Source organism: Archangium lansingense (assembly GCF_026626635.1).
Classification (GTDB): Bacteria; Myxococcota; Myxococcia; order Myxococcales; family Myxococcaceae; genus Archangium; species Archangium lansingense.
Genome location: NZ_JAPNKA010000001.1, coordinates 891,208 through 917,509 on the forward strand (window position 1 = coordinate 891,208; position 26,302 = coordinate 917,509).

The window sequence follows — 26,302 nt, forward strand, 5'->3', positions numbered from 1 at the left end:
CGGCCATGACGCGCGAGATTCGATTCCGTGCCGGAGAGAATCTCGTACTTGTGGCCCGTCTGCAGGTCAATCACGTCCGCTCCCTGGTGTTTGTACCGAAGGCTCCCTCGCAACCGGGTTTTGATCTCTTCGTGCACGAACCGCCCCCGGGCCTCGCGCTCCAGCAGCCGTGCCAGCCAATACTCACCATTCCTTCTGGCCCTTTCGATGGCGATAAGCTCTCTATTGGAGAGCCTGTGGGGTCCCCATTCCCTGGCGGCCAGGGTGACGGCCTCCTGGAGCATGTCGCCCACCTTGTCCTCGGCGGGAATGTCCGCCGCCGACTTGCCGCGCGGCAGGTGCCAGCGCTGGCCGTCGTTGAGCTCCACCTGCCGGTTGCCACCCCGGTGCCGGATGACGGTGGCGGAGGAGCGGCCTCCCGGGGCTGTTTCCGTGCCCCGGCCCGGCCCCTTCTTGAACATCACCACGGCCAGGGGGCCCTGCGGTGAGGTGGCCACCGTCTCCGCCGCCGCCACCGCCCTGGCCAGCGTCCCCTCCGAGGCGAGCGCCGCCTCCGCGGCCTCCAGCCTCCCCAGGACGGCGGCACCGCCCTGGGCCTCGAACTGCGCTCCGGCGAGGTGGAAGCCCGGCAGCGACTTCACCCGCGCCACCACCTGCCCCAGCGTGTGCCCGCTGAGCGTGGCCACCGCCAGAATCATGGCCCTCGCCGCGTCCTCGCCCAGCACCTTGCCGAACTCCGCGCCCGCTGCGCGCAGCTCCTCGAAGGTGGTGGCGTGGTGCGCCGCATCCGCCAGGCGGGCCCAGCCGTCCATCAGCCCGTACACCGTCTCGAGGCCCAGGTAGCCCACCAGCAGGAGGGTCATGCCAGCGGCGATGGCCTTGGTGGTTGGCTCGGGCACCAGCCACATCATGCAGTAGAGGCCTACCGTCCAGACGACCATGGAGACGAGCGCTCGCACGTCCAGCAGCTCGCGCCCCAGGGCCGCCTGCGTCTCGTCCAGCACGTGGCCCACGGCGATGGAGAGGGCCAGGGTGCGCCGGTCGTCGGTGCGCAGGTACTCCCCATCGTCCAGCAGGCCCCGGCAATCGCCTCCGCCCTGGGGCACACACCACTTCAGGTAGTTCTCCCTCAAGGCCGCTTCGGCCTGGGGGGTGAGGACGACGGTGCCTCGCTGGCGTTCGGGTATCCAGGTGTAGCCCCGGCCCGCGTATGCCTCCAGCTTCCAGTCACCCGAGGCTTCCACCCACCCCGCCTCGGGTGGAGGCCCCAAGGTGTCGAGCAACTCGTGCGCGGCCTGCCGGGGTGTCTTCGCCCCCAGACGCACGTCCCGAGCGAGCCGATGGAAGGCCCGCTGGAACTCGACCCTGGGGATGCGCACCGGCCGGGTGGTGACGGCACCGGGTTCCAGGAACTCCACCTCGTACACGCTGGCCGACTCCAGGCCAGGTTCCACCGGGGAGTCCACACGCTCCCGCGGAGCCGGTGGGGACATAAGCGAGTGATGGCGAGCGCCCGCCACGGAGCCACCGTGGGGGTTACCCGTGGCACACGCGAGCTGGAAGACGAGAACGATGAGGGCATAGGCGCCCGCGCACGAGCCCAGTGGTGCGCCCGCGGGGCGCGCGCCAGCAAGACGGGTGGACACGGAGCACCTCCGGAAGCGACGCCACCGGAAAGCCGTCGCTCCGGAACTACATGGGAAACTCGTGTGCCCGTCAATCCGAGGGGTTGGCCAAGGAGAGAAGGATGAGTTGGGTAGGCTGGTTGCCGTGCGGCCTTCGGTCCTGGAAGGAAGAGAGCGTGAGGGACCCTCACCCCCGCCCTCTCCCAGAGGGCTGAGGATTGCACACGCTAAGTAGGCGGGGGAGCGGAGGAAAGGTGCTGGGCGAGGGTGAAGCCGGCGACGTAGTCGCCCAGCCGTTCGTAGCCGCGCCAGAGGACGAGCCAGCCCGGAGGTTTCTTGTCCGGGTTGGCCATGTAACCGCCTAGGGCGGCGATGAGCAGCAGGGCCTGACGAAGCGTCAGCGCCCCTTGCAGTCGCATGCGTGGAGAGAGTTGGGGTGCCATGGCTTGGAGCACCTGCACCTCGGCGGGCTCCAACACTTCATCTGCGGGCTCGTCCGGGAGAGTGCGGCTCAGGGTGCGCAGGCGCAGCATCTTGACGGAAACCAGCAGAGTGAGGACGAGCAGGTTTTCAAGGTGCTCGCGCCTCTGGTGCTGACGCCCCTCCAGGCGGCAGCCCGTCTTCAGGGCCTTGTGCAACTCCTCAATCCCCCACCTCTTCTGGTAGGTGGACACCGCGCCCCAGGCCGCCTCCACGCTTTCAATGGGCACGTTGCTCAGCAGCAGCCACTCCACTGCTTTCTGTCCCTGTGGCGGCTCTTCTTCGCGCACCAGCACGCCCCACACCGGCACCGGCTGCCCACCCTGGCGCCCGGGAGGCAGCAGCGTGAGAGGGACGTAGCGCAGCACCAGCGTGGCGTCGCGTGCCGTGCGCGCCGGCTTGTCCGCCCGGGCTGGTTGCGCCGACACGTGCAGCAGCCGGCTGTCCACCACGGGCAGCCCCTCCATGGTGGCCCACAGCCTCCCCCCTTCTCCCTCCACGCGCCTGTCCTGGCCGGCGCGCACCAGCAGTTGATACGACGCGCTAGCCGAGCGGGAGAACAACTCGAAAATGTCTCCTTCGGCGTCGATGACGTGCAGCAGTCGCCCTGGCTCGCCCACTCCCTCTTCGGCCTCCACCATGGCCTGCCACCACAAGCTGCTTTCCTTCTGCTCGAAGGGCCGCTGCTTCCTGCTCTTGGCCTTTCCCCTTTGCGCGGCCGGGCGCGCCCAGGTGCGCGCTCCCAGCACTCCAAAAGCGGCGCCGTCGGCCTGCACCACCAACGCCGTCTGCAGAAAGAAGCCCTGACACACGGGATTGCCCACCTGGCCCACCCCGCTCATGGACAGATGGCTGAGCTCCACCTCGGTCCGGTCGTGTACACACAAGGCCACCTCTCCCGCCTGCCCTTTCGCCACCGCCTTGCCCACTGTCCGGGCCGCTGGCTCCAGCAGCTGCCGGAAGCTGACGTCTTCGTTCTCCAGCATGCGGTAGGCCCCCATTCGCTCCGCCCGGCTGGTGCCCAATCGGTTGATGGTGACGCCGGGCTGCCCCTCCATCAGGTGAAGGGTGTGCAGCAACCTCTCCCTCAGCCACACCTCCTCAAGCGGACCGAAACTCCCTGCTGGATAGAGAACCTCGTACGTCAGATACAAAGGGGCAGCTTCCATGGGCTGCCTCTCTATCCGGCCCTACCGCTCACGTCATGCTCCATCCAGCTTGCTCACCCCTTGCTCCCTCTCTCCCTCTGCGTGTGCATTCTTCAGCCCAGAGGGAGAGGGGGCCTGTGCACTACAGCGAGCGCCAGCGCGGGCGACGCAGCGCGAAGCCGAGCGCCGTCAGCAGCAGGAGGACCGTCGTGGGTACGCCGCCATCCTCGCCCGCTGCGCAGCCGCAACCCGAGCCGTTGTCCGGCGGCGGCACCTTGTCGGTCACGCGGACGGTGATGGTGTCCGTGCTGCTCAGGCCCCGGGCATCCGTCACCTGGAGCTGGAAGGTGAGCACCGCCTCCCCGTCCACCTCGGGCGCGTTGAACGTGGCCCTCGGGCCCGCTTTCATGAGCGTCACGGTGGGGCCGTCTACCTGGGTCCAGGCATAGATCAACTCGGAGCCCTCCGGATCCTTCGACTCCGAGCCGTTGAGCGTCACCCCACTGCCCTCGGTGACCTTCTGGTCCCCTCCAGCCCGGGCCACCGGCGGCGTGTTGACCACGTCTCGCACGAGCACCGTCACCGTCACCGGGTCGCTCTCCAGCTTTCCATCACCCACGATGAGCTGGAAGGTCAGCTCCGTATTGGCCTCCACCTCGGGCGCGGTGAAGGACGGGGTGGCCGAGGTGCTGTCTCTCAGGGTCACCTTAGGGTCACCCACCTGCGTCCACGTGTAGATGAGCGTGGCTCCCTCATCCACCTCCGTGGCGCTCCCCTCGAGCGTCACGTCCGTTCCCTCTGCCACCTCGGGCACCGGCTTCACCTGGGCCACCGGTTTGCGGTTGTTCACCTTCACTGTGACGGTGAACGGGGCACTCTGAGCCAGTCCGTCGCTCGCCACCACCTGGAAGGTGAGCTCGAGCACCTCCGTCACCGTGGGAGCCGTGAAGGTGGCCTTGGCCGTCTTGGCTCCCTCCAGGACGACTTCGGGCGTGCCCACCTGCGTCCACTCGTAGCTGACGGCGTCCCCGTCGGGGTCCGTGCCCGTGGCCTCCAGGGTCACCGTGTCGCGCTCGGAGACGTTCAGCACCGCCGTGGCTTGCACCGTGGGCGCCCGGTTGCCCGCGGAGACGTCGCGCACCCGCACGGTCGTCACGGACGGCACGCTCGTGTTCACCTCATCGCGCACCCGCAGCTCGAACTCGAGGTCCGTGTCCTGCGTCACCTCGGGCGCGAGGAAGGTGGGGTTGTTCACCTTGGGGTCGCTGAGCGCCACGACTGGGCCCTGGGTTTGCGTCCACTCGTAGGTGAGCGCACTGCCCTCGGGGTCCGTTCCGCTGCCGGAGAGCGTCACCTGGCGCCGCTCGCTGACGGTCTGGGCCTGGCCCGCATTCGCCACCGGCGTCCGGTTGATGCACGTGCTCCGGTGGGCCACCAGCGTCGTGAACGGCTTGTTCACCACGCCCTCGAGCTGGAGGTCATCCAGGTCCCAACCCGTTGCGCCATTGCTGTCGTCCGTGCCGATGCGGAAGCGGATACGCACCGTCTTCCCCGCGTAGGTGGTGCTCAGGTTGAGGGTGGTCTTGGTGAATGCGGGATACGATGAACTCTGGCTTCCATACGCCCGCCGGCCCTGGAGCGGGTTCTCCGAGCCCGCAGCGAGGGTCACGTTGTAGGTGGAGGCGCCGATGTCCACCCATGTCTGCCCATCGTCCGCGCTCAGCTCGATGACGCCGCCGTCGTAGGGGAGATTCGAGGGGTTCACCTCGAAGACGTAGCGATGCTGGAAGATGACTCGGAACGTCTCCGTCTGCGACACCTGAAGGGGCGGCGAGACGAGCGAGAGGTCCGAGGTCTCCTTGTGGTCCGGTCCGTGGAAGAAGCTGTTCCCGTTCGTCGAATCGAGCTGGCGCGTCCACGGTGGGCTGCTCGCCGGCCTGGCCATGATGGTCCACGCGGGAAAGGGCGCATCCACCTTCTCGAGAGTGCTCGTCCCCGGGACTGCGTCCGTGTTCACCCGGTACACCACCTTGTGCGTCTGGTCTCCGGGTACCGACTGCGCCTCGTCCCGGTAGGCGATGTTCAGGGTCAGGTCGCGTGGCGTGGCGGTGCCCGAGAGCTTCACCGGCAGCTCCGCGGTGGTGAGCTGCTGCGGGTCCGAGGCGGGAAAGGACACCTTCTGTCCCTCGGGGAAGGAGAGATCCGCGTCCGCGCTGGAGAGCGTCATGCTCGTCTGCTCGAGGCGCTCGGTGCCGCTGTTGCGAAGGGTGACGCGCACGCGCGCGGTCTCTCCCGTGTCGAGCACTCCGTCATCATCACAGGACGTCGTCCCCGTGGAATCGAGCAGCTCCGCGTTGACGAGCTCCACGTGCTTGCCGGTGGCGAAGCTGGCGGCGGGTGGAGCGGGGGATCGCTCCTTCGTGGCGGCGGGACGGGCCGTCATCGCCAGCGCGAGACCCATCAATGCGGCGATGTATCGCTTCACAGTACGGCCTCCAGGGTTCTGGGAAGGAACCCCGGAGTCTAGCGCTCCTCACCGCCAGACTTCACATCTGGCTCGGCGGGGTGAGGGTCCTGGACGACGACCCTCACCCCCCGCCTCTCCCAGAGGGAGAGGGAGCCGTGCTACAGCAAGCGCCAGCGCGGACGACGCAGGGCGAAGCCGAGCGCCGCCAGCAGCAGCAGGACGGTCGTGGGCGTGCTCCCATCCTGGCCCGCCGCGCAGCCGCAACCCGAGCCGTTGCCCGGAGGCGTCACCGGCTTGTTGGACACGCGGACGGTGATGGTGTCCGTGCTGCTCAGGCCGCGGGCGTCCGTCACCTGGAGCTGGAACGTGAGCGCCGTCTCCTCGTCCACCGCGGGCGCGTTGAACGTGGCCCTCGGGCCCGCCAGCGAGAGCGCCACGGTGGGCCCCTCCATCTGGGTCCAGCTGTAGGTCAGGGCGGTGCTCTCCGGATCCGTCGAGTCCGAGCCGTTGAGCGTCACCTCGTTGCCCTCGACGACACTCTGGTCTTCACCCGCCCGGGCCACCGGCGCCGCGTTGGGCACGTCCCGGACGAGCACCGTCACCGTCACCGGTTCGCTCGCCGCCTCCCCATCACTCGCGACGAGCTGGAAGGTCAGCTCCGTATCCGAGTCCACCTGGGGCGCGGTGAAGGAGGGCGAGGCCGAAGCGCTGTCGCTCAGCGTCACCGTGGGGCTGCCCACCTGCGTCCACGTGTAGACGAGCGTGGTTCCCTCATCCACATCCGTGGCGCTCCCCATGAGCGTCACGCTCGCTCCCTCGTCCACCGCGGTCACCGGCGCTACGCTGGCCACCGGCGCGTGGTTGACGTTGTTCACTCGCACCGTGACGGTGAACGGGGCGCTCTGGTCCGTACCGTCGCTGGCCACCACCTGGAAGGTGAGCTCGACGGTCTCCCTCACCTCGGGAGCGATGAAGCGGGCCTGGGCCGTCGTGGCGCCCTCCAGGACAACGGCGGGCGTGCCCACCTGCGTCCACTGGTAGCTCACGGCGTCCTCGTCGGCGTCCGTGCCCGAGGCCACCAGGGTCACCGTGTCCTTCTCGAGAACCTCCAGCACCGGCGTGGCTTCCACCGTGGGAGCACGATTGCCATTGGAGATGTCGCGCACCCGCACCGTCACCACGGACGGTGCGCTCGTGTTCACCCCATCGCGCACCCGCAGCTCGAACTGGAAGTCCGTGTCCTGCGTCACCTCGGGCGCGAGGAAGGTGGGGTTGGGTGCCCTCGCATCGCTCAGCGTCACCGGCGTGCCCGTGGCCTGCGTCCACTCATAGGTGAGCGTGCTCCCCTCGGGGTCCGTTCCGCTGCCGGAGAGCGTCACCTGGCGCCGCTCGTTGACGGTCTGGGCCGGGCCCGCGTTCGCTACCGGCGTCCGGTTGATGCACACGCTCCGGTGAGCCACCAGCGCCGTGAAGGGCGTGTTCACCACCCCCTCGAGCTGGAGGTCATCCAAGTCCCAGCCCGTGGCGCCCGTGCCGCTGTCCGTGCCGATGTGGAAGCGGATGCGCACCGTCTTCCCCGCATAGGTCGTGCCGAGGTCGGCGGTGGCCCGCGCGAACGCGGGATAGCCGGGACTCTGGCCTCCATACGCCCTCTTGCCCCCGAGTGGGTTGTCCCCTGCCGCATCGAGGGTCGCGTTGTAGGTGGGGCTCACGGAGGTGCCGATGTCCACCCAGGTCTGCCCGTCATCCTCGCTCAGCTCGATGATGGCGCCGTCATAGTGGATGCCCGCGGAGCTCCTCTCGAAGACGTAGCGATGCTGGAACGTGAAGCGGAACGGCGCTGTGTCCGACACCTGGAGGGGCGGCGAGACGAGCGAGAGGTCCGCGGGCACGTTGTTGTCCGGTCCGCGGAAGAACCAGTTCGCACCTGTCGAATCGAGCTGGCGCGTCCACAGCGGGATGCTCGCCGGGCTGGCCGCAACGGTCCACGGGTGGTGAGGCGCCTCCACCGTCTCGAGGAGGCTCGTCCCCGGCAGCTCGTCCGTGTTCACCCGGTAGGTCACCGTGTGTAGCTGGTCTCCGGGCACCAGCTGCTCCTCGTCCCGGTAGGCGATGCGCAGGACGAGGTCGCGCCTGGTGGCGGCCCCCGAGAGCTTCACCGTCAGCTCCGCGGTGGTGAGTTGGACCGGCTCCGCGGCGGGGAAGGTCACCGTCGCTCCCTCGGGGAAGGAGACGTCCGGGTCATCGCTGGAGAGCGTCATGCTCGTCCGCTCGAGTCGCGCGGTGCCGCTGTTGCGAAGGGTGACGCGCACGCGCGCGGTCTCGCCCGTGTCGAGCACTCCGTCATCATCACAGGAGGCTGTCGTCCCCGTGGACTCGAGCAGCTCCACGCTCGCGAGCGCCACGTCCTTGCCGGTGGCGAAGCTCTCCGTCACGCCGACATGGGTCGTCGAGGTGCGGTCAGGCACGACGGCGCGCGTCCCAGCGCCGCGCCTGGCGAAGGCCTGGGCGAAGAGCAGGAAGTCCCGCGGGTCATTGGCGTAGGCCGCCGCCAACACCGCGTCGCGCGCCTCCAGGAAGGTGGGGGCATTGGGGGTGAGCTTGAGCGACAGGATGAGGTAGTCCTTCATCCGCTGCTGGGCCTCGGAGAAGGTGAGGCGGCCCGTGTCGCGCAGCAGCGCCGTGTAGCACTCCCACAGCATCACCGACCACACCTCGCCCGAGTTGTGGACCTCGGCGTTGTTCACTCCCGTCGCGCCGGATTGCACCGGAATGCCTGACGGCAGTGGGATCCCATTCTGGATGTGGCGCAGGGTGAGCGGGTTCTTCGTCAGGTCGGTGCTGTAGGGATAGCGCCGGTTGCCCCAGTAGAAGCCCTGGTTGTTCCCTCCGCTGTTGGCATAGGCGCCGCGCGCGTAGACACCACCGAAGCCGGAGTTGGAGGCCACCTGGTCATCTCCCTCCCGGGCGATCATCAGCAGCCCCATGAAGTCGCCCCACCCCTCGCCCATGCTGCGGCCCTGGTTGTTGCTCAGGCCGTTGGCATTCCCAATCAGGCGGTTGGTCAGGTAGTGCGCCCACTCGTGGGCGACGATGGTGTTGTCGAGCGCGCCATCACGGTCGGTTGCGTCACGCACGAGCGTCACGCTGGCGGGGGGCGAATCCCGGAGCGCATTGCCCATCGCGTAGCTCACCGAGACGACGGGGATGGTGATGGTGGAGTCCCGTCCCGTGACGACGAAGCTCGCTCCTCCCGACACATTGTTTGCGATGATGACACCGACCGCGCCCGCGGCCTGGGCGTTGGCGGCCTTGAGGGCGAAGTCACAGCGGGGCCGGTCCACCAGGACGAACTTCCCGCTCACGGCGGCGGCATTGGTGAGCGGCTCGCACGCATCGTTCACGGTGCCGCCGTCGGAGGCAGCGACGCCATCCTCGGCGATCACGACAGGCGCGGGGACCTCGTACTGCTGCGGTCCGAAGGTGGCGACCCCGACGGCCCAAGTGCCCTCGAGGGCATGGGTCGGGGGGACGATCATCACCCGGCGCCCTCGCGTGTCATAGAGGTACATCTGCATGCGGGGGCGGCCACCGTCGGCCGGCGTGGACATGTTCGCGTTGTTGCGTCCCGAGCTGTCCTGGGCCTCGGCGCGCAGGCTGTCCGCCTCGACTCCGCCTCGCCCGTAGTTGTCGTGCTGGGCGTTGCCCGCCGCCTCGTCGAAGCCGGAGTCGTAGAACCAGTCGTGCAGGAAGTTGGTCACGAAGAAGAGCTGCGTCACCGCGCTCATCTGCTGAGTGTCCGTGACGCTCGGAGCCAGGAACAGGTCATAGGCATGGCTGAAGGTCCCGGGCGCGGAGATGCTGGCGCGCAGGTCGGCGCCATCGGTGAAGCCGTCCGGCGCGACGGCGTCGGTATAGGCCTCTACGTTGTTGCCTCGGGTCTCCAGGGCGCCCGCGGGCAGCCACGGGTCGTTGCGGCTGAAGGGCACGTTGCTCAACGTCACCAGGTTGGGCGCAACGAAGGGCGCCTGGTAGCCGTCCGGGAGTCCGGTGGGGTGGGGCGTGGGCGCCGTGCCCTGGGGTCCGTCATAGGGAATGTGCGGGCTCTGCGCGTCCGCCCAGACGCGGTAGGTGTAGCTCTCCTGCGCGGTGAGATCGTTGCGGAAGAGCAGCAGGCCATCCTCCGCGGAGATGACGTAGGCGTAGAGCTCGGCCTCCGTTCCGTCGGCGGGCGAGGTGTCGAGCTCCACGTAGTACGCGGGCACCAGCGCGCCCGGCAGCGGGAAGAAGACCTGTTTGACGCGCGCGGGCGAGGCGAACACCGTCCGGCGCGGCCCGGGGCTGAGCTCATAGTGACTGTAGCGCCCGTTGATGCGCCCGGTGGGCAGCAGGCTGTCGGTGGGGAGGTTCTCGCCGTGCAGGTCCCTCCAGGCGAGCGCGATGGCCTCGCGAGGGCCGAGCGTGAAGCGCAGGCGTCCGCCCGAGAAGCGCGGCTCGGAGGCCGACGGGCTCAGGTAGCCGGATGCGGAGATGAGCTGGTTGTCCGCGTCCATCAGCACCTTGAGGGACTGGCGGAAGACCTCGATGCCGTCCACCTCCTGCTCGAAGGTGACGAGGCTCGCGCCCGAGCGGGTGCGGTGCACGTCCCTCACCGGGATGTGCGCCGAGTCGGTGCGGGCCAGCCGGTACAGCCCGGCCTGCTCACCGAGGTATGCGCGCGCGGCCTGTTCGGGTGGCAGCGGCCGGACAGCACGGGCCCCCGTCGAAGGGCGCACGCCCCAGACGAAAGTGGGAACTCCGAGACGGGGCTCCTCGTGCACGACGTGGAGGCCCCGGGCCCTATCTCGGGCCCCTGGCTCATCCAGCGAAGGGGTGATGCTCGTGAAGGCATCCACCGGGGGAAGTTCTTTGGCGGCGGCGGCGGGACGGGCCGTCAGCGCCAGGGCAAGACTCACCAAAGCGGCGACACATCGATTCAAAGTACAGACTCCAGGGTTCAGTGAATGAGCCCCGGACTCTAGTCTGTCTCGCCGCCAGACTTCACATGTGGGATTGGCGCTGACGGCGGACGATGGCGCACCGGAGGATGTGCTCGGCGAAGCCCTTGTGCCCGATCGGGTCGTGCTTCAGGATCATGTCCGCGCTTCCCTCCTGGCTCGGCGGATAGAAGATTCCGCAGTTGGTGTTGATCTCCAGGAACCAGGGCTCTCCTCGCGCGTCTACCCGGAAGTCGCAGCGGGAGTAGCTCACCCCCTGGATGCCGACGAACACCCGGCGAGTCAGCTCCTGGAGCCGTGCGGCCAGGACCATGTCCTTGCAGGGCTGCCAGCCAATTCCCTCGTAGGACTGCCACTTCAGCTCGAAGTGTTTGAACGTCTCGCCCGGTGGAAAGACACAGGCGACCGGCGTGAATACCAGCGGAGTCCCGGGTTCTTCCGGGTTCTCCGCCACGAGCACGGTGTACTCTTCCCCTTCGATGAACTCCTCGAGCAGCGCCCGGCCGGCCTGGGCGATCATCTGGCGGGCCTGCGCCATGAGCTGACCGGGCTCCCGGACGCACGAGGCCTGGGTCATGCCGAGGCTGCCGCAACCATCGAAGTGCTTGACGATGAGCGGGAAACGGAGCGTCCGGGCTGCCCGCTCGATGTCCTCATCGGATTGGGCGAAGACAAAGGCAGGCGTGGCGACACCCAGCTCGGCTGCGGCCTGCTTCATCTGCTCCTTCGTGAGTGTGTAGAGCCGCGAGCTCGTACCGGTGAAGGGCAGCCCGAGCCGCTCGAGCTCCTCCACCACCTCCACGCCCGCGACGCCCTCGTACCAACTCCCGTCGCAGAGATTGAGGAAGACGTCGTAGCCCTTCCCGGCCAGTTCCTGGAGCTGGGCCGCCGCACTGCCCTTGCGCACCAGGACGGTGTCTACCTCGTGCCCCTGCAGCCAGCGCTCCGGATTGAGCGTTGGATCCAACCCCGTGAGTGGCGAGGCGCCCTCTTCATCGTAGGGGGAGAGCAGTACACAGATGCGCATGGGCCTCTCAGGCTGCTGAACGGAGCTTGCGGAGCCGCTCGTTGATGAACGGCGAGAAGTGATAGCGGTAGCGCTCGAACAACTCGGGCCGGCGCCAGTCCTCGCTGTCGATCCACTTCCGGCACAGCCTCGTGCCGCAGTGGCAGGGGCGCCGCTCCCAATCGGAATCGAGATACATCGCGTAGTCGACCGTCAGCTCGTCACCCGGGGCGAGCGCACGGCGGGCCGCGAGGGTCACCTCGTCCAGCATCCACACGGCCGGGTCACAGGAGTGGTTGATGTAGTCATCCACCGAGGCACCGTGCTCGGCCGTATGCCCCAGGAAGAGCTCCTCGCTGATGGCGGCGTAGCTGTGCTGGAGGGCCTCCCCGGCGTCGATGTTCTCCTGCCGGAAGAGCGTGCCGCCCCAGATGATGAGCGTCTCGCCCTCGGCGATGGGCGCGGTGACGAAGATGCCTCGGCCGTGAATGGGTGACGAGCGCGCTTCCAGGCGAGCGTCTATCCACGAGGCCTTCAGATATTCCTTCACGTGCGCTGACTCCTCATTTCACCGGGTCACCAGTGCATGGGCACGTTAACAGGAAAGCCGCAGTGGCACCCGCAAACGGGATGCCGTGTTTCAGGCCTCCGCGCAGGCGCCAAGGAGAAGTGCCTCACAGCAGGGAAGCCACCGCCTCGACGACTTGCGGCCACTCCTTCGCGCGCGGGTCGATGACCTCGAAGTGCTCCGCGCCCGGCAGGCTCACGAGCTTCACGCTGTCCCCGAGCTTCGTGGCGCGTGCGTGGTACTCGGTGCTCAGGCTGAGCGGGACGATGGTGTCCTCTGCACCGTGCACCAGCACCTGCTTCACCCCGAGCGGCAGCAGCGCGGCGGGAGAGGCAAGCTCGTAGCGCTCGGGGACCTGCGCGGGCGTGCCGCCGAGAAAGGACTCGACGATGCCGTCGCTCAGCCGGAGCTCGAAGGCGCGCTCCAGGTCCACTACGCCTGCCAGCGACACCACGCCTTTGGGGACGAGGGGCTTCTCGGTGTACAGCGACTGCCCCGGCTTCAGCCGTCCGCGCCCCGCGAGCCACACCGCCAGGTGTCCTCCGGCCGAGTGCCCCAGGAGGACCACGCGCTCCAGGTCCAACGGGTAGCGTGTGGCCAGCGTGCGCAGGTAGTCCGTCCCCCGGGCCACGTCTTCGAAGGTGCCCGTCCAGCCGCCGTCTGGGTGGCCCACGCGCCGGTACTCGAGGCTCCAGGTGGCATAGCCCCGCTTCGTGAGGTCCGCGCACAGGTGGCCCACGTGCTCCAGGTCGTACCGGGCCTTCCAGAAGCCACCGTGCACCACCACCACCACCGGGTGCGGCCCCTCGCCCCGAGGCAGGCGCAGATCTCCGAACTGGTGGGTGACGTCTCCGTAGGGAATCCGTGCGTCCGCGGACGGAGCGGGGGTTTCGAGCATCCAGGGCAGGCTCATGGAGGGCGATGATGAGGCGGAGCCGGCGCACGTATCAAGCAGGCGGCCTCAGCGAGGGATGACCACCCGGACCTCGATGCGCACCGGGTGAGCGGGCGAGGAGCCTTGGACTCGGGCACACAGCGAGCCCAGTAGCTCCACGCCTACGCCTGGTTTCAGCCGCCAGGTGTCGTCACCCTCCCCGAAGCCCTCTCCGTTAACGAGCACCCGGGCGAGCCCTGGCGACGGGGGGAATTGGTCATGGGCGAGCTCAATGAGACACGGGTTTCCCTCGAAGCGCTCGCTGATCTGCCGCAGGGCGGTGGCGAGCTCGTCCTGGTTGGCCGCCTGGTAATAGCGGCGCTGGCAGAGCCCGAGGCGCGTGTCGCAAGCGTCCCCCGTGCCGCAGTCGGCGTCCGCCTGGCACTTGCGCGCGAAGCCGCCGGCCTCGGCCATGGCGTTGAGGACCGCCGGCCCGTCTCCCGAGGCCGTGTCCGCGCCGAAGCCGATGACGATGGTCTGGATGTCCCTGCCACGCAGCGTCCTCACCGCACTCACCGAGCCGTCCTGGTCCAGGCAGCCCAGCCACTCGTAAGGGTCCGTGCACTCGCCCTTGTTGCACCGGCACGACAGGGAGGTGTTGTTCTCGTTGCAGTTGGGCAGACCGTCGGTGAGCAGCAGGACGAAGTCGCTTCGCTCGTCCGTCTGGAGTTGCGGCTGCGAACCTACGTACAGGAGGCTCGCGCCCGTGGGCGTGCCTCCCTCAGGTCCTCCCCGCGTGTGGTTGGGAATCTTGTGCAGCTCGGCTTTGACCGCCTCGGCGTGGGTTTGCAGGGCCTCAGTGTTGTCATCGGCGGGCAGGTCCAGGGTGAGAGAGTCCGTGCCGCCGCACTGCTCGCCGAGGACGAGCTGCTTGCCCGGATAGAGGGCGAGGCCGATTCGCGCGAACGCGCCGTTGGCGCCCAGGAAGGAGCTCATCGCCCCCTGGAGGGCGCTCCAGCGCGTGGGGCAGCCCGCGGGACACCCCTCGCCGAGGCAGAGCACGCCCGAGGTGGGCGAGCGGCAGATGGGGTTGGCCGAGTTCATCGGCTCGAGCATCGAGCCGGATGTGTCCACGAGCAGCATCAGGTTGGGTGTGTTGCCCCGGGCGGCGATTGTCTTCTCGATCGAGGGCACGGAGAGGGCGGTGGGGGGAACGGGCTCGAAGTCGTATGTCTGACAACCGGCGAGCGCGGCACAGGCGAGGAGGGGCGCGAGGGCTGCGGAGGTGTGCAACCGGGTGGGCATGAGTGCTCCTGGGGTGGGGCGCGGCAGCGGCTGGTGGACGAGAGAGCGCACTCGGAAGGGGCAGGGCCTCGGACGGGAGTGCAGATTGCGAGGCGCTCAACGCTAGGGGCGCCCGGGTGTTCAGTGTCAGGCCCCGGGCGTGGCACGCATCAAACCCATTCCCCCGTACGGGGACAAGGCGGTAGGAACGGGCGGAACGAAACCTGGGATTCGAAGCCGAGGGGAACTGCGATGACCGAGCGCCAGCTGTGGGAGCGTTACAAGAAGTATCTGTGTGGGGTGGAATCGGTGGGGCTGTCGCTTGACGTGTCGCGGATGAACTTCTCTGACGACTTCCTCGTGCGGATGCGCGGGCCCATGGAGAAGGCCTTTGATGCGATGGCCGCGCTGGAGAAGGGCGCCATCTCCAATCCCGATGAGAAGCGGATGGTGGGGCATTACTGGCTGCGCGCCCCCGAGCTGGCTCCCGAGCCGGGTCTCGCGAAGGAGATTCGGGACACGGTGGCGGCCGTCCGCGCCTTCTCGGACGATGTGCATGCCGGCCGCGTGAAGCCGCCGAAGGCGAATCGCTTCACCCGGGTGCTGCTGGTGGGCATCGGCGGCTCGGCGCTCGGGCCGCAGCTCGTGGCGGATGCGCTCGGTAACGCGGCGGACCCGATGCAGGTGTTCTTCTTCGACAACACCGACCCGGATGGCTTCGACCGCGTGGTGGCACAGCTCGGCGACAAGCTCTCCGAGACGCTCACCGTGGTCATCAGCAAGTCCGGCGGCACGAAGGAGACGCGCAACGGCATGGTGGAGGCCGAGCGCGCGTACCAGCAGAAGGGGCTCGACTTCGGCAAGCACGCGGTGGCGGTGACGGGCGAGGGCAGTGAGCTGGACCGCTCCGCGAAGAAGGGCAACTGGCTGCGGACGTTCCCCATGTGGGACTGGGTCGGCGGGCGCACCTCGGTGCTGTCAGCGGTGGGCCTGCTGCCGGCGAGGCTGCAGGGGCTGGACATCGACGGGATGCTGGCGGGCGCGCGGGACATGGACGTGGCGACGCGCGAGCGCAACATGCTGCGCAACCCGGCCGCGCTGATGGCGCTCATGTGGTTCCACGCGGGCAACGGGCGCGGCCAGAAGGACCTGGTCATCCTCCCGTACAAGGACCGCCTGCTGCTGCTCTCCCGCTACCTCCAGCAGTTGGTGATGGAGTCGCTGGGCAAGGAGAAGGACCTGGACGGCAAGGTGGTGAACCAGGGCCTCGCCGTCTACGGCAACAAGGGCTCCACGGACCAGCACGCGTACGTGCAGCAGCTCCGCGAGGGGGTGAACAACTTCTTCGCCACCTTCGTGGAGGTGCTGAAGGACCGCGAGGGGACGTCCATGCGCGTGGAGGAGGACATCACCAGCGGCGACTACCTGCTGGGGTTCCTCTTGGGCTCGCGGCGGGCGCTCTTCGAGAAGGGCCGCGAGTCCATGACGCTCACGGTGCCGGACGTGAGCGCGCGGACGCTGGGCGCCCTCATCGCGCTCTATGAGCGGGCGGTGGGCTTGTACGCGTCGCTGGTGAACATCAACGCGTACCACCAGCCGGGCGTGGAGGCGGGGAAGAAGGCGGCCGGTGCGGTGCTGGAGCTGCAGCGCAAGGTGCTGGCCAGGCTGCGCGGGGACAAGGCGAAGGGCCACACCGCGGAGGAGCTGGCCGCGGCGGTGGGCACGCCGGACGAGGTGGAGACGGTGTTCAAGGTGCTGGAGCACCTGGCCGCCAACGCGGACCAGGGCGTGAAGCGCGAGCCGGGCGCGAGCCGTTTCGACACGCGCTTCCGGGCGGGCTGAGCCGAGAAGCCTCCTCTCCTTTGGGGACAGGGCGGGCACATGTCATCACGCGGAGTCATCATCATCGGAGGGGGGATTGGCGGGCTGTGTGCAGCCATCGCCCTCCGTCAGGCCGGTCTCGAGGTCGCGGTGTACGAGCGGGCCGACGCCTACCGGCTGGGCTTGCCCCGGTTACGTGGCTCTCCCGCACTTCATGTGGTTCAGCGGTTGCAAGCAGGCGAACGTCACTCTTGCGGCTATCCGTATGCGCCCAGGATTCACACAAAGTGCGGGAGAGCCACAAAACCGGGGCAGGTCCACTCTCACCTCGCGGAGTGGCGGAAGATCAAGCCTCCTCGTCAGGAAGGAGTGTACGCAGCAACTCGTCGTCGGAACCGAGCGGGCGCCACCCGGCGGGCGGCGGCGAGGCCCAGAGGGCCGCTCGGGCCTGCCTGACGCGCTCCTTGTGCGTTTCTGGGGTGTATGCGGTCCACGTGCCGAGCGCCATAGCAATCTCTCCACGGCTTGCGTCGTCCATCACTGCCGGCCAACCGTCGGGGACGCTCTGAGTCCACAGGCGCGCCAATACATCTCGCACAAACCGCGTGACTTGTTTGCGCCGCTCCGCTTCGGCGAGAAGCCCACGCAACACCTGCACCCCAGCGACATCGTCCTTGCCCAGTTCCTTGGCCAGCAAATGCAGCGGCACCGTGGGGCGCGCCTCGGCGAAGGCGGTGAGCGAATCGTAGCCGCGCTCGCGTACCCGTTCGTACAGGCGCACCACCCAGTTGCCCTGAAAAGGATGTCCGCCGCTCATGGCCCTCTCCAAGAGACGAAGTTCATAGGGATGTAGTAGTCCTCCATCCGCTGCGCGACGTTTTTCAGGATCTCGTTCCGCGTCAACATCCGGCCAGCGTCGGTCTCGGCTTCGAACAGCGTCTCCATGATCATCCGGTTCCATTCACCCGGCCATATGCGCCCCAGCTTCCAGTTTCCACCACCGTGAATGGCCTCATGGTGGGCCTGCTCCAGCTTGACGCAGAACTCGTCGATATCCATCTCGCCGGTGAAGCCGCGCCTCTCGAACCACGCGCGGAACTCCTTCGGCAGGACGTGGTGCCGCGGCGGCTCGGCCATACCCGCCCCCGCCTTGCCCGTCTCGTGCATAGCCCCCACCTCGGGACCGTCACCCAGCGCCTCGCGTACGCCCATGGGCAGCTCGCCGTACTGCGCCATCATCATCCCGCCCGCCTGAATCCGAACGGCGGCGCTAACGACGGGCAGGGAGAGGACGCCCGCGCGCACCAGGTTGCGCACCATCTCCACCCACTCGGCGGAGACGACAAGGCGCGTGCCCACCATCACCCCGTCGCCTCCCACCGAGAGGCCGATGCCGACGAGGACGGGCGCGGACGGCGGCGCCGAAGGGAGCGAAAACCTCAATGTCGAAAGCATGGTGACTGTCTCTATGGTTTCCTTGAGCAACATCACCTTCTGGAGGTTCTCCGCCGCCACGCGCATGCGCTGCTGGGCTCGCTCGAATTCGTCAGTGAAGTGGCCTACCAGCGGGGGCACGTCTTGCGCCGCGACCTCCACCTGCTCGTGCTCCGGGGAGGAGAGCGCCTTCATGGAGGGCTCGAGCATCTCCTGCCAGTGCCACATGTCCACGAGCAGTGTCTCCACGGGGTAGAGGTGCTGCTTGAGCGCGACGTCGGCGAGGTTGAGGAAGTCCACCCAGACGGCGAGAACGAGGGCGCCGAGCATGGCGGCTTCCAACCTTGGCCCGGCCACGCGCAGCACGGCGAGCTGCATGTCGGGGTCATCTACCTCCGAGGCGGCGTCGGCCAGCCGGGTGGCGGCGGCGAGCTGGGCCTCCACCCACCGCAGTTGAGCGGCGCCGTAGTCGGCGTAGCGCATGAAGACACGGTTTCCCTGGGCGAGGCCCCACACACTGGTGTTGAGCCGGGCGAGCTCGCCGGAAATACGGCGGGTGGAGCCGGACACCTCGCGAAGGGCGCCGCGAAACGCCAACTGGGTCGCGAGAGCCCTCTGCCGCGCCTCCCTCTCCGCGCTGTCCGGGCCCACCGCCGTCACCTCCACACGGGAGGACCGGCGCCGATGCAGCCGCTCGGGCGCAGTGGCCACGGAAGGGGAGGGCGGTGTGGAGCCGGGAGCGCCCGGAGACTCGACACTCGGCTCCTGAACTGAGGTGGGCCCCATGACCTCGCGCGGTGCGTAGCGCAGGCTCGTCCCCTGTCCGGCGGGTGGTGGCGTCAGCGAGGCACAGCCGGTGGATAGCAGTGCCAGGGCAAGCAGCACGCCCGCCCACCGGGCCCGGTGCGAGTCAGCGCGCATTGTCCACCCCCAGGTCCACGGAAGAGAAGGTCCCCGGCTTCAGCGTGCCCATGCTCTCCGGGAACAGCAGCGTGCCGCCCGTACCCAGCGCATACATGCGTCCACCGAAAGAGGCGCCAGCGCACCTCGGCTCCGCCCAGGTAAGGTGCTCCGGGTTGCCCCATGCCCACCGCCAGGCCCTTTGCCGCCACCTCCAGGTTGCGGTTGAAGCGCGAGCCGGGCGCGAGCCGTTTCGACACGCGCTTCCGGGCGGGCTGAGCCGAAAACTCCCCTCTCCCTTCGGGAGAGGGGCGGGGTGAGGGTATCTCGCGTACTCGGGTTGCGAGAACCCTCTCCCCCTTGGTTCAGGTCTGTTTGACGAAGCTGATCTTCAGCCGCATTCCGAGGGCTGCGGCAATCTTGTAAAGCAGGTCGAGTCGCGGCAGGACCTTGCCGCTTTCGATACGAGCGATGGCAGGCTGTTGCGTGCCAATGCGCGCAGCGAGTTCCGCCTGACTGAGGTTCTGCTGTTCACGCAGTTCGCGCAGCTTTCGTGCTAGCGCGAGCTGATCGAGCTCCTCCTTCAGGAGCGCGTCGAATTCAGGGTCCCTGGCTTTCCTGCGCTCGATGAGCGCATCCAGGGTGCCCCCCACATAGGGGTTGGGCTCTTTCGCAGGCATTGCGATCGTGTGGTGCAGCTGTCGAATCCCCATCAGGGGAGACGAGATGAAGCGGCGGCGATAACCTTCCTCATCCTGGAGATGGCTAGGTCCACGTCCGACTTGCGAGCCTTCTGGCTCTGCTTCTTGCAGGCGTGGAGGAGGACCAGGGTGGGGCCAGTATCGAGTACGTAGAAGAGGCGATGTCGGCCGAGTTTCAGCTCCCAGAGCTTGTCTCGGAGGGCGCGAGTCTGGATGAGGGTTTCATCCAATCCGTAAAGTTCGATGGCGCTGAGTGCCTTGATGATGGGCAGCGCTTCGTGACGGTCGAGGGCATCGAGATACGCCTCGACGGGCATGTGACCACTAGGGGTTCTGTAAAACCTTACTTTCATGAGGGGATGTCTGGGCCGGCGGATGGGTCGTGGGTTTGCTGCGGTTCATGTAGGTTCTCCCGTTTTGTGCTGCCGCGCGTCGCGTCGATGGCCAGGACCTCTGTGTCCAGGGCTGTTGTGCAACCCCTTGCCTTCACGGGCTGTTTTGCAGCCCGTTCGACTGCTGGGTCTGTTGTGCAGCCCCAGGCGACTTTGGGACTGTTTCGCAGTCCCTGGCGCGGTCAACATAACATAAGTGTTATGGATGGCAAGCCGGCGCTGCACCTGTTGATGGGGAGCCTTTCCAGTAGATGCCGGTATGCACATGTGGGTGCGAGGCTCCTCCGCCACGGGCTATCGTGAGTTCATCGAGGGCCGTTGGAGTTCCGGTTGCCGGGTCACTCCCGTTCCGTCCTCGATGTCACGGGGACGGGCACATGTCATCACGCGGAGTCATCATCATCGGAGGGGGGATTGGCGGGCTGTGTGCAGCCATTGCGCTCCGTCAGGCCGGTCTCGAGGTCGCGGTGTACGAGCGGGCCGAGGTCTACCGGCCGCTCGGCGCCGGGCTGTCGCTCTGGTCGAACGCGATGCGGGCCTTCGAGGCGCTGGGGCTGGCCCGGAAGGTGGCCGACGCGGGGGCCTCGTGGCGAGAGACGGTGATGCATCGGTGGGATGGCAAGGTGCTCTCCCGCCTGTCCGTGGAGACGCTGTGCCGGGAGGTGGGCCAGCCGACGGTGGGGTTGCTCCGCGCGGAGCTCCAGCAGGTGCTGCTGCGGGAGCTCGGGCCGGGCGTGGTGCACCTGGGCGCCGCGTGTACGGGCTTTCACGCCGATGGAGACGGGGTCCGCGTCACCTTCGCTGATGGCAGGGAGGTGAAGGGTGACTGTCTCATCGGCGCGGACGGACTGCGCTCGGTCGTCCGCCAGCAGTTGTTCCCGGAGGTGAGGCCGCGATACGGCGGCCGGACTTCCTGGCGTGGGGTCGTGAACGTCGCCTCCGAGGTGATTCCAGAGGGGAGCCAGTTCGAGCTCTACGGGCCGGGTGCCCGCTTCGGCATCTGTCACCTCGGCCGGAGCCCGGAGGGCACGTGGCGGATGTACTGGTTCCTGTTGGCCCCCGCGCCCGAGGGTGGGCAGGACGCGGCGGGCGGCCACCAAGAGGCGGTGCTGAGCCACGTCCGGGGATGGATGGAGCCCGTCGAATCGCTGGTCCTTGCCACGCCGGAGTCCAACATCCTTCGCACCGACATCCACTACCTGGAGCCGCTGCCGCGCTGGGGCGAGGGCCCGGTCACGCTGCTGGGTGACTCGGCGCACGCCATGGTGACCGACATGGCTCAGGGGGCGTGCCAGGCCATCGAGGATGCCCTGGTGCTGGCGAAGTTACTGCGCGAGGACTCCGACCGCGTCCGGGCGCTGCGGAGCTACGAGGCGCGACGCCGGCCTCGCACGGCTCACATCGCCGAGCTGAGCCTGCAGGCAGGCTCCATCCGGTACCTCCGCAACCCGGTGGCGCGGTGGGGGAGGGACCTGCTGATGCAGGCCCTGCCGCCCTCGGTGGCGCTCAACCAGCTCCGTCGCGTGTTGGGCTACGACTTCCTGGGCGCATAGAGGTTCTCAATCCAGGAGCCGGCGGCGCCGGGAGACAGCACCCGCCAGCAGGGTCAGGCCCGCTAGCAGCCACGAGCCATCCCCCGAGCCCGCCGCGCATCCGCAGCCTCCCGCCGGAGTGCCCGGGTTGTCTGGGGGGTCGACGGTGAAGCTCGCGGGGGGGCTGGCCGCGCTGGTGCCCCCGGGGTCGCTGGCCGTGGCGGTCACCGTGTGCGGCCCATCCGCCAGGGCCGAGGCGGGCGTGAAGGACCAGGAGCCAGTCGCGTCGGCGGTCGTGGTGCCAGCCACCGAGCCGTCCACGGTGAGGGTGACGGTACTGCCGGGCTGGGCGGTGCCGGAGAAGGTGGGGGTGTTGTCCTCCACCGTGGCGCCGTTGGCGGGCGCGGAGATGACGGGGGCGGCCGGAGGCGTCAGATCGATGAGCCACGTGTGGCTGGCGGGAGAGACGTCCTCGTTCCCGACGGCATCGCGCGCGCGAACCTGGAAGGAGTGCGAGCCCTCGGCGAGCTGGGCGTAGGTGGCGGGCGAGGTGCACGGAGTGAAGGCCGCACCATCCAGGCCGCACTCGAAGCTGGCGCCGGCTTCACTGGAGAAGGTGAAGCTGGCCGTGGACTGGTTGCTGGGATTGGTCGGCGCGGAGGTGAGGGTGGTGTCTGGCGCTATCTGGTCCAACGTCCAGTCATGGGCGGCCGGGGTTGCATCCACGTTGCCAGCCACATCCCGCGCGCGCACCCGGAAGGAGTGCGGGCCCTCGGGGAGCTGGGCATAGGTGGCGGGCGAGGTGCATGCGGAGAAGGCCGCACCATCCAGACTGCACTCGAAGCTGGCACTGGCTTCACTGGAGAAGGTGAAGCTGGCCGTGGGCTGGTTGCTGGGGCTGGCCGGCGCGGAGGTGAGGGCGGTGTCTGGCGCTGTCTGGTCCACCGTCCAGTCATGGGCGGCTGGAGTCGCATCCACGTTGCCAGCCACATCGCGCGCGCGAACCTGGAAGGAGTGCGAGCCTTCAGCGAGCTGGACATAGGTGGCGGGCGAGGTGCACGGAGTGAAGGCCGCACCATCCAGACTGCACTCGAAGCTGGCACCGGCTTCACTGGAGAAGGTGAAGCTGGCCGTGGACTGGTTGCTGGGGTTGGCCGGCGCGGAGGCGAGGGCGGTGTCTGGCGCTGTCTGGTCCACCGTCCAGTCATGGGCGGCTGGAGTCGCATCCACGTTGCCAGCCACATCGCGCGCGCGAACCTGGAAGGAGTGCGAGCCTTCAGCGAGCTGGACATAGGTGGCGGGCGAGGTGCACGGAGTGAAGGCCGCACCATCCAGGCTGCACTCGAAGCTGGCACCGGCTTCACTGGAGAAGGTGAAGGTGGACTGGTTGCTGGGGTTGGCCGGCGCGGAAGTGAGGGCGGTGTCTGGCGCTGTGCGGTCCACCGTCCAGGTATGGGAGGCCGGGGAGGCCTCGAGATTGCCGGCCGCATCGCGTGCGCGCACCCGGAAGGAGTGCGGGCCCTCGGCGAGCTGGGCGTAGCTGGCGGGCGAGGTGCAGGCGGTGAAGAAGGCCGCGCCATCCAGGCGGCACTCGAAGCTGACACCGGCCTCGTTGGCGAGGAAGGTGAAGGTGGCAGTGGTCTCGTTCGTGGGGTTGGACGGGGCGGAGGCAATGGTGGTGTCCGGCGCCACCGTATCGCTGACGACGGAGAGCACCTTGCTGGTCGTCACGCCGTTGGCGATGACGGACAGCAGGTACTGCCCCGGGGAAACCGCGGGCACGCTGGCGGTGACCTGGGTGCTCGAGAAGTCCCGCGAGGGCAGCGTGAACAGCCTGCCTCGTTCGATGTCCAGCAGCGTCAGGAGGGGGACGTCGCTTTCAGGAACTCCCCTCAGGCGCGAGCCGTTCACGGTGAAGACATCGCCAGACATCAACGACGTGCCGGGCGAGACACCGGCGATGTCAGGGCGCCACTCGGGCCTGGCATCCGTGTCTTCATACACGTCGCAGTTGCTCAGGTAGCTGTACCCGCCCGCCACGAGCACCTTGCCCGAGGGCAGGCGTGTGGCCGTGTGATAGTAGCGGGACTGGCTGCTGCGGTCCTGATAGGACGAGACCGTGGCCGTCCAGGAGCCGGTGGCCGCGTCATACAGTTCGCTGACCGCTTCTCCGCCAGCGGCCCCGCTCGCCACGAGCACCTTGCCATTGGGCAGCAGCGTGGCCGTGTGGGCGTAGCGGCCCATGAAGAGAGAGCCGGTGGCGGTCCAGGCACCGGTGACCGGGTCGTACAGCTCGGCGGTGGCGATGCGGCTGCTGCCATACCCGCCCACCACGAGCACCTTGCCACCCGGCAGCAGCGTGGCCGTATGGGAATAACGGGCCTGGGCGAGCGAGCCGGTGGCCTTCCACGTTCCCGTGGCCGGGTCATACACCTCGGCGCTGGCGAGGGCGCTGCTGCCGTTGTACCCGCCCACGACGAGCACCCTGCCATCCGGCAGCAGCGTGGCCGTGTGCGAAGAACGAATCGCGGCGAGTGCGCCGGCGGAGCTCCAGGTGCCGGCAACCGGGTCATACAGCTCGGTGCTGGAGAGACGTCCCTTGGAATCCTGGCCGGCCACGACGAGCACCTGGCCCGAGGACAGCAGCGTCGCCGTGTGGGAGTCGCGGGCTTGCGCGAGTGAGGCGGTCGGGGTCCAGGTGCCGCTGGACGGGTCATACACCTCGGCGCTGACCTGGTGGCTGGGGCTGGAGCCGCCCACGACGAGCACCCTGCCCGAGGACAGCAGCGTCGCCGTGTGTTGGAAGCGGGCTTGCGCGAGCGAGCCGGTGGAGGACCAGGTGCCGGCGACCGGGTCGTACACCTGGGCGTTGGTCAGGTAGCCGGAGGAGCCAGCACCGCCCGCCACGAGCACCTGGCCCGAGGGCAGCATCGTCATCGTGTGGCCCCAGCGGCCCAGGAACGACCCGGTCGAGGTCCAGGAGCCGGCGGCTGGATCGAACAGCTCGGCGCTGGCCAGATGGCTGCTCGTGCCCAACCCACCCACGACGAGCACCTTGCCCGAGGGCAGCAGCGTCGCCGCGTGGAGGACACGGGCCTCGGAGAGCCCGGCGGTCGAGGCCCAGGCGCCGGTGGCCGGGTCATACAGCTCGGTGCTGACGAAGGTGCCGCTGGGCCCCTCTCCGCCCGCTACGAGCACCCTGCCCGAGGGGAGCAGCGTCGCCGTGGCGCCGAGGCGAGCCTGGAGGAGCGAGCCGGTGGAGGACCAGGAGCCGGTGGCCGGGTCATACAGCTCGGCGCTGGCGAGACGGCCGCCCGGTCCCGAGCCACCCGCCACGAGCACCCTGCCCGAGGGAAGCAGCGTCACCGTGTGGTCCTCACGGGCCTGGGAGAGCGAGCCGGTGGAGGACCAGGCGCCGGTGGCCGGGTCGTACAGCTCGGTGCTGGCGAGAGGGCCACCGGGGCCCGAGCCGCCCACCACGAGCACCTTGCCCGAGGGAAGCATCGTCACCGTGGAGGATTCGCGCGCCTGGAGGAGCGGACCGGTGGAGGACCAGGAGCCGGTGGCCGGGTCATACAGCTCGGCGCTGGCGAGAGAGCCACCGGGGCCCGAGCCGCCCACCACGAGCACTTTGCCCGAGGGCAGCAGCGTGGCCGGGTGGTTCCCTCGGGCCTGGGAGAGCGAGCCGGTGGAGGACCAGGAGCCGGTGGCCGGGTCATACAGCTCGGCGCTGGCGAGAGAGCCACCGGGGCCCGAGCCGCCCACCACGAGCACCTTGCCCGAGGTCAGCAGCGTGGCCGAGTGGTTCCCGCGCGCCTGGGAGAGCGGGCCGGTGGAGGACCAGGAGCCGGTGGCCGGGTCATACAGCTCGGCGCTGGCGAGAGAGCCACCGGGGCCCGAGCCGCCCACCACGAGCACCTTGCCCGAGGTCAGCGGTGTGACCGTGTGGCCACTCCTCGCCGCGGCCAGGGAGCCCGTCTTGCCCCAACCCACGCTGGCGGCGAGCGGCGAGGGCTGAGTGGCCACGGCTCCCGTGGCATCGCGAGGCGCGTGCTCCGAGCTGGCGTTGCAGGCGCCGAGCACGAGCACGAGTGCCGCCGTCAGTGTGGCCAGCAACCCCACGCCACGCCACGGCCGACTGTTCTTGGAAATGGTTTGATGCATCTTCTCCCCCCTCTTGTCTGGAATTGCGCAACACACCATTGACGTCCCGTATCGGGCTGTCTAGTGGAGCTTATTTCACGCGGAGTAGAGATGCAGCCGACGAGCTGGAAAATGATGCACGCGATCCGTCCGCTCGCGACGCTCTCACTGTCCGTATCGCTCTGGTGCCACTGGGAGGGTGGCTTCATGGCAGTATCCCGCGCCATGTCTCCGCCTCCCGATACGAAGAAGAAAGTGGACGTCTCCAAGCTGATGAAGAAGCCAGCCGCCCCAAGGGCAAACAGGCCAAGGCCCTGGACGCGGGTCTCCTGCTCGCCGCGGGGAGGGATACCGCTCCCTTCTTCGGTCCCGATGGCGGAGTGAGTGGCCGGGTCGGTCGCGTGCTGGCCCTGCGCGCGCTGGGTGCGAACCTGGAGACGTTGGACGAGGACAAGCGTGGCGTGCTGCACCTGGCGGCCATGGTGGACGACGCGGCGCTGGTGAAGGAGTTGCTCGCCCTGGGCTTGTCCGCGTTGGCCGTCGACGACGAGAAGGCCACGGCCCTGCACCTCGCCGCCGAGCATGGTGGCGTGGCCTCCATTCCCGTGTTGGTCCAGGGTGGGTTGCCGGTGGACACGCTCGACAAGGACGGCCGGACCGCGCTCTTCGATGCGCAGCGGCCCGACGTGGCCCAGGCGCTCCTCGACGCCGGCGCCAACCCCAATGCCGGCAAGGGGTGGACGCCGCTGCACCAGCAGGTGCGCTTCAAGGACCGGGGGCCGGTCATCGAGGTTCTGCTCGAGGCGGGGGCAGACGTCACCCGGAAGGATCTGGTGGGACATACACCCGCCGAAGAGGCCCTGGAGCACGAGAACCCCCACCTCGCCAAGCTCCTGGGTGCGAGGAGCCGCGCGTGACGGCCTCGCGCAC

At 68.5% G+C, this 26,302-nt stretch carries 16 protein-coding genes and 2 pseudogenes; 4 read left to right on the top strand and 14 right to left on the bottom strand.

Annotated elements, in window-relative coordinates; genetic code table 11:
• Positions 1-130 precede the first annotated feature (130 nt).
• The 8 genes and pseudogenes from sitA5 to cglB all read right to left on the bottom strand — a co-directional run.
• Positions 131-1,646: pseudogene (gene sitA5, locus OV287_RS03575) on the bottom strand (SitA5 family polymorphic toxin); the annotation flags it as partial.
• 206 nt (positions 1,647-1,852) lie between these two features.
• Positions 1,853-3,274: an IS4 family transposase gene (locus tag OV287_RS03580; protein WP_267532091.1), complete on the bottom strand. Its 1,422-nt coding sequence runs from the start codon at positions 3,272-3,274 to the stop codon at positions 1,853-1,855.
• A gap of 121 nt (positions 3,275-3,395) precedes the next feature.
• Positions 3,396-5,738 carry a PKD domain-containing protein gene (locus OV287_RS03585; RefSeq protein ID WP_267532557.1) on the bottom strand — a complete coding sequence of 781 codons (2,343 nt, stop codon included), beginning with the start codon at positions 5,736-5,738 and terminating at the stop codon, positions 3,396-3,398.
• Positions 5,739-5,878: 140 nt separating this feature from the next.
• Positions 5,879-10,699 (bottom strand): myxosortase-dependent M36 family metallopeptidase, encoded by a 4,821-nt coding sequence (locus tag OV287_RS03590; RefSeq protein ID WP_267532558.1) that lies wholly within the window; start codon positions 10,697-10,699, stop codon positions 5,879-5,881.
• A 61-nt stretch (positions 10,700-10,760) separates the two neighbouring features.
• The gene (locus OV287_RS03595) at positions 10,761-11,744 is read right to left on the bottom strand and encodes an ATP-grasp domain-containing protein (protein ID WP_267532559.1); all 984 of its coding nucleotides are present in this window, start codon (positions 11,742-11,744) and stop codon (positions 10,761-10,763) included.
• A 7-nt stretch (positions 11,745-11,751) separates the two neighbouring features.
• Positions 11,752-12,273 (bottom strand): SET domain-containing protein, encoded by a 522-nt coding sequence (locus tag OV287_RS03600; protein WP_267532560.1) that lies wholly within the window; start codon positions 12,271-12,273, stop codon positions 11,752-11,754.
• Between the two features lie 124 nt (positions 12,274-12,397).
• Positions 12,398-13,204, bottom strand: a complete 807-nt coding sequence (locus OV287_RS03605; RefSeq protein WP_267532561.1) for an alpha/beta hydrolase — start codon at positions 13,202-13,204, stop codon at positions 12,398-12,400.
• A 48-nt stretch (positions 13,205-13,252) separates the two neighbouring features.
• A complete protein-coding gene (cglB, locus tag OV287_RS03610; RefSeq protein WP_267532562.1) occupies positions 13,253-14,470 on the bottom strand; it encodes an adventurous gliding motility lipoprotein CglB in 1,218 nt (405 codons plus the stop codon).
• A 231-nt stretch (positions 14,471-14,701) separates the two neighbouring features.
• Between cglB and OV287_RS03615 the strand changes: the two genes are divergently transcribed.
• Entirely contained in the window at positions 14,702-16,291 is a 1,590-nt protein-coding gene (locus tag OV287_RS03615) for a glucose-6-phosphate isomerase (RefSeq protein ID WP_267532563.1), read from the top strand.
• 39 nt (positions 16,292-16,330) lie between these two features.
• Positions 16,331-16,726: an NAD(P)-binding protein gene (locus OV287_RS56340; protein WP_373371798.1), complete on the top strand. Its 396-nt coding sequence runs from the start codon at positions 16,331-16,333 to the stop codon at positions 16,724-16,726.
• Here the strand turns inward: OV287_RS56340 and OV287_RS03620 are convergent.
• The 5 genes and pseudogenes from OV287_RS03620 to OV287_RS03640 form a co-directional block, all read right to left on the bottom strand.
• Positions 16,617-17,087, bottom strand: a complete 471-nt coding sequence (locus OV287_RS03620; RefSeq protein WP_267532564.1) for an NUDIX hydrolase — start codon at positions 17,085-17,087, stop codon at positions 16,617-16,619. The two genes, OV287_RS56340 and OV287_RS03620, sit on opposite strands and share 110 nt — an antisense overlap.
• Positions 17,084-18,625 carry a DUF2380 domain-containing protein gene (locus OV287_RS03625; RefSeq protein ID WP_267532565.1) on the bottom strand — a complete coding sequence of 514 codons (1,542 nt, stop codon included), beginning with the start codon at positions 18,623-18,625 and terminating at the stop codon, positions 17,084-17,086. Before OV287_RS03625 ends, OV287_RS03620 begins: the two co-directional genes overlap by 4 nt.
• Positions 18,615-18,834, bottom strand: a pseudogene (locus tag OV287_RS03630) (hypothetical protein); the annotation flags it as partial. The pseudogene OV287_RS03630 and the gene OV287_RS03625, both read right to left, overlap by 11 nt.
• Before the next feature lie 135 nt (positions 18,835-18,969).
• Positions 18,970-19,284 (bottom strand): helix-turn-helix transcriptional regulator, encoded by a 315-nt coding sequence (locus OV287_RS03635; protein ID WP_267532566.1) that lies wholly within the window; start codon positions 19,282-19,284, stop codon positions 18,970-18,972.
• Positions 19,285-19,316: 32 nt separating this feature from the next.
• The gene (locus tag OV287_RS03640) at positions 19,317-19,622 is read right to left on the bottom strand and encodes a type II toxin-antitoxin system RelE/ParE family toxin (RefSeq protein ID WP_267532567.1); all 306 of its coding nucleotides are present in this window, start codon (positions 19,620-19,622) and stop codon (positions 19,317-19,319) included.
• A 452-nt stretch (positions 19,623-20,074) separates the two neighbouring features.
• Between OV287_RS03640 and OV287_RS03645 the strand changes: the two genes are divergently transcribed.
• Positions 20,075-21,250, top strand: a complete 1,176-nt coding sequence (locus OV287_RS03645) for an FAD-dependent monooxygenase (protein WP_267532568.1) — start codon at positions 20,075-20,077, stop codon at positions 21,248-21,250.
• Positions 21,251-21,256: 6 nt separating this feature from the next.
• Here OV287_RS03645 and OV287_RS03650 read toward each other — a convergent pair whose 3' ends face one another.
• A complete protein-coding gene (locus OV287_RS03650; protein ID WP_267532569.1) occupies positions 21,257-25,393 on the bottom strand; it encodes a Kelch repeat-containing protein in 4,137 nt (1,378 codons plus the stop codon).
• 359 nt (positions 25,394-25,752) lie between these two features.
• Between OV287_RS03650 and OV287_RS03655 the strand changes: the two genes are divergently transcribed.
• Positions 25,753-26,289: an ankyrin repeat domain-containing protein gene (locus OV287_RS03655; RefSeq protein ID WP_267532570.1), complete on the top strand. Its 537-nt coding sequence runs from the start codon at positions 25,753-25,755 to the stop codon at positions 26,287-26,289.
• Positions 26,290-26,302: the final 13 nt, after the last annotated feature.